General features: G+C 67.0%; 3 protein-coding genes. 1 reads left to right on the top strand and 2 read right to left on the bottom strand.

Translation table 11 applies throughout. The features are described from left to right. The coding region (locus tag IEY88_RS43860; protein ID WP_229694363.1) for a VldE C-terminal domain-containing protein at positions 1-660 on the bottom strand (660 nt) is incomplete at its 3' end. 87 nt (positions 661-747) lie between these two features. Then, complete coding sequence (locus IEY88_RS43865) at positions 748-3,465, bottom strand: AfsR/SARP family transcriptional regulator (protein WP_189160804.1); 2,718 nt, start codon at positions 3,463-3,465, stop codon at positions 748-750. Between the two features lie 320 nt (positions 3,466-3,785). Here IEY88_RS43865 and IEY88_RS43870 point away from each other — a divergent pair. Beyond that, positions 3,786-4,352, top strand: a 567-nt coding sequence (locus tag IEY88_RS43870) for a M23 family metallopeptidase (protein ID WP_189160805.1), incomplete at its 3' end; no start/stop codon positions are given.

The following is a 4,352-nucleotide window of genomic DNA, read 5'->3' on the forward strand; positions in this document are numbered from 1 at the left end:
CACGATGTCATCCCGGCCATCACCCGTGAAATCCGTCGGCGAACCCCCAAACATCCGAGATGAACCAGTCCGGCCGGTCCACCACGAGGTCTGCTTGCGGGCGCCCGCCCAGCTGAAGCTGAAGTGGATGTGGTCGGTGTGAGGGCTCGCCCCCGAGTACGGCCGCCAGCCCTCGGACGCACGGTAGAGACGGAACCACTGCCGATTCCAGATGATGTACTGAATGCCCAGCCGACGAGCCATCGCATGCTGATTGCCATACCGGTCAGTGGCCAGCAACCAACCGAGAACGTCATCAGCCTCCGCTCGATCCTCCCCGTTGTTGACGTTGAAGTGATAGTCCAACGCCCGCCCTTCCTTGTGCTCGCTCGCACCACCGATGTCACACGCGCGAGAGATCCCGGTCGTGTGCGCGCCGTAGGTCTGGTTGAGGAGGTCGCGGAACTCCACCACGCCCGGCTTGGCCGTCGGGTCACAGGTGTTCTGTCCCTGGTAGGCCGCGTACGGGTCGATGCCGGGACCGAACTGAGGTGTCGCGGGCGCCGCGCTCACCTGCGGTGATGCGGCTAGCAGGGTTGCGGCGACCACTACGAGGGTCACCACGATGGAGAGTCGTTGTGCGCCGAAACTGCGCGAACTGCCGGTTCTGATGAGGGACATCTATAGCTCCTTGTTGGGCTGGCCTGTTTGCAGGGAGGCATCTGGCCAACGAGACGTGTCCGGTAATCGTTTTCTAGCTCTACTACGTTATAAGCGGCCCGAAGCCGTGGTCAACGATGTTCGGCCCAATCGGGCATGCAGAGCGTCAGTCGCTGCCCCCGTGCTGAAATCGCCGAGGATGATCGCGGCTTCTTCCCAGTAGGCCGTTGCGGGCACGCTGTTCCCCAGATCGCGATGACTGTCCCCGATTCGCAGCATCGCATGGCCCATGCCATAGCGGTTGTTGTATTCCCGGCAGATCGACAACGCCGCGCACAGAGGTGCCACCGCTTCGGCTGGGCGGCCAGTGCGGCGGATCGCCTCGCCCAGGTTCAGCAGTACCAGGGCTTCCTGGTGACGATCACCCAACGCGCGGCAGGTCTCCAGAGCCTGCCGGTGGTGAGCCAGTGCCCGGTCGTACTCGCCGATGCTCTGGTGCACCAACCCGATGTTGTCCACAGTGGACATCACAAGCCGCCGGTCACCGAGCGCCTGACGCAGCCGGAGACATTCCTCGAAGTGCGCCAGGGCGGACCGGTAGTCGCCGAGCCTGCGTCGCGCCAAGCCGAGGTTGTTCAGCGACGTGGCCACGGCGGCACGGTCCTCGAATTTGCGGCGCAACGTGAGGCTCTCCTCGAACAACGTGGACGCCCGCGCCACGTCGCCGGCTCGGAACGCGGCCATGCCGAGCGTGTTGAGCGCTTCCGCCTCGGCCGAGCGGTCACCCGCCCGGCGAGCCGCGGTCAAACACAGCTCGCCGAGCTTGCGCACCTCCTCGGTGAAACCCCACACGTCCAGGAACGTGATCACCGTGCGGGTGAGCGACAGAGCGGACAACGGATCGGGCAGTGCGACCAGGTGCAAGACCAGCCTCGTGAGGTTGTGCCGCTCGGCTTTCAGCCACCTTCCGGCTTGCTCGGCGTCAGTTGGCCAGGGCATGTCCGAAACGGTGTGGGACGCTGCCACGCCAAGGCCCAGCAGCCGCGCAGCCCGCCGCGCGGTGGCCTGGTACCAGTCCGCCAGCCGCCGCAGCGCCGCTGTCCGGTCGGCTGGACTGTCGACTTTGACGGAGTGTTCCCTGGCGTAGATGCGGAGCAGGTCGTGCATGCCGTAGCGGTCCGCGTCCAGGGCCGTGACCAGATGCTCTGCCGACAGCCGCTCCAGTCGCCGCTCGGTTTCCGACTCATCCATCCCCACCAGCGCGCTCACGGCCGGCACAGTGAGCCACCCGCAGTCCGCGAGCCCGAGCAACCGGAAGACGCGAGCGTCAGACGGCCCGTGCCCACCTCTCTCCGACACGACCCGATAGCTCACGCGGAAACTCGACCGCACGGCGAGGTCGCTCGAGGTAAGTTCGTCAAGCCGGTGCTGCTCGTCGGAAAGGCGATCGGCGAGCCGGGTGAGCTTGCCATGCGGTTGGGTGCTCATCCGCGCCGCCACGATGCGCAGCGCCAGCGGGAACCCCTCACAGCTGCGGACGATGCGCTGTGCGGCAGACCGCTCCGCGCTCAGCCTTTCCGCTCCGCCGAGCGCCGCCAGCAGGTCTAGCGCGTCTTCCTCCGGCAACGGGTCCAACCGCACCCTGGCGGTCACGTCGAGCGCGGTCAGCATGCGCCTGCTGGTGACCAGCGTTCCGCATCCGCTGCCAGCCGTCAGCAACGGGCGGACCTGCTGCTCGTCGGTCACGTTGTCCAACACGACGAGCAACCGGCGGTGTGCCGTCAGCGATCGAAACCGCGCGACGACCTCGTCCAGATCAGTGGATGGATTCGAATCCGCCCAGCCAAGAGTTCGTCCGAATCTGTTCAGCACGTCAAGGGGTTCCTGCTCCGCGCCTCGGAATCCCACGTAGAGGCAACCGTCCGGAAACTCCGCGGCCAACTTGTGCACGATGTGCACGACTAGAGCTGTCTTGCCCACTCCCCCAGGCCCGTCGATCGCGCACACTGCGGCAGGACCGGAGGAGATCGCCGTGCGAATCGCGGCGATCTCGTTCCGCCGACCAGTGAACGTCGGGACGTCCGGCGGTGCCTGACGAGGTACAAGCGGCTCGGTGAGCTGAATCGGCGCGGGTCGCGGCTCGATGCCGGTGCTCGCCCTCCAGAGAGCGTCGACCTTCTCACCCTCAGCGGCGTCGCGGATGGCCTCGAACAGCGCGGTCGAAGAGGCCGATGGCTCGATCTGCAGTTCGGCGCGGTACATGTCACGCAGGTCGCCATAGGCCCGCAACGCCTGTTCGACCTGACCGGCTCGGAGCAGTCCCAGCATCTGGTGAGCGCGTAGCACTTCACTGAGCGGATATTCGCGCACCGCCTGGCCGAGCTCGCCCAGCACGCTCGCGCCGACGACGAGTTCCGCGCTGAACCGCGCCTCCACTGCGGTCCGCCGCTCGCCGGCCAACTGATCGATCTCGGCGTCGATGGCCGGTGTGGTCGACACATCGGAGAACGCAGGCCCTCTCCACAGATCCAGGGCCTCACGTAGGAGGCTGAGAGCCCCGCGGGCGTCGCCGTTCGCCAGGCTGTCCCTACCAGCGCGGCTCAGCTCGATGAATGCGTCCGCGTCCAGCTCTCGGCGACCGACGGTCAGTTCGTACCCGGTGGGGCGGGTGATCAGTCGTTCACCTCGCGGATCGCCGAGGCGGCGGCGCAGCCGTCCGATGTAGAGCTGCAGCGGTTTCACCCCCGACGCCGGGACCGCCTCCCGCCACAGCTCGACCAGCAGGTAGTTGGTGGCGGTCGTACGGTTACGACGGGCCAGCAGCACGGCCAGCAACGTTCGCCAGCGGCTAGGGCCGATTGGCTCCCACCCGGCGGACGTGCGCACGTGGAGTGGCCCCAAAATCCGGTAATGCGGCCCTGCGGCATCGCGGTCGGACTCTTCACTCACCGTGCGCCTCCGCGGCCGGTCAACCCGCTGGGAGCTTTCCCACATCCCCGCGCGATACCGCCATGATGCCCAGGGCTTACCGCCTCCGTCTAGCGTGCGCCGGGTCTCGCGCGATCAGCGCGCACCCCTGCCGGAGGTTTCCGATGCACGCACACTTGCCCCTGCCCAGACGACGATCACCCGTTAAATGGAAAGCCGTGGCGACCGCGACTGCCGCGCTGGCCGCGACGCTGGTGGTGCCAGTCATCGCGCACGCGGCCGGCCCCCGGCCCGACTTCCGCGCGCCCTACCCGTGTGGCCAGGCCAGGGACTACTACCACCATTCGAGCGAGGTCTCGAACGCGATCGACTACAACATTCCCGGCACCGGCGACCTAGGTACTCCCGCGCTCGCCTCGGCGGCGGGCATTGTGGTGTCGGCCCGCGTCAACGGCGGCTACGGCAACGAGGTCGTGGTGGACCACGGCGGCGGCTGGACCAGCCGGGTGGCGCACCTGAGCGCGTTCTCCGTCTCCCAGGGACAGCAGGTGAGACTGAGCCAGGAGCTCGGAAAGGTTGGCTCGACTGGCAACTCGAGTGGGCCACACCTGCACTACGAGCAGATCGCGGACGGTCGTCGGGTAGCGATCGTCGTCGACGGGGTGGCGATGCGCTATGACGGCGCGACGTACCGGCACACAAGCAGGAACTGCGGTGGTGGTGTGTCTCGGATGTTTGGGGGTTCGCCGACGGATTTCACGGGTGATGGCCGGGATGACATCGTG

The organism is Lentzea pudingi, from assembly GCF_014646255.1.
GTDB classification, from domain to species: domain Bacteria; phylum Actinomycetota; class Actinomycetes; order Mycobacteriales; family Pseudonocardiaceae; genus Lentzea; species Lentzea pudingi.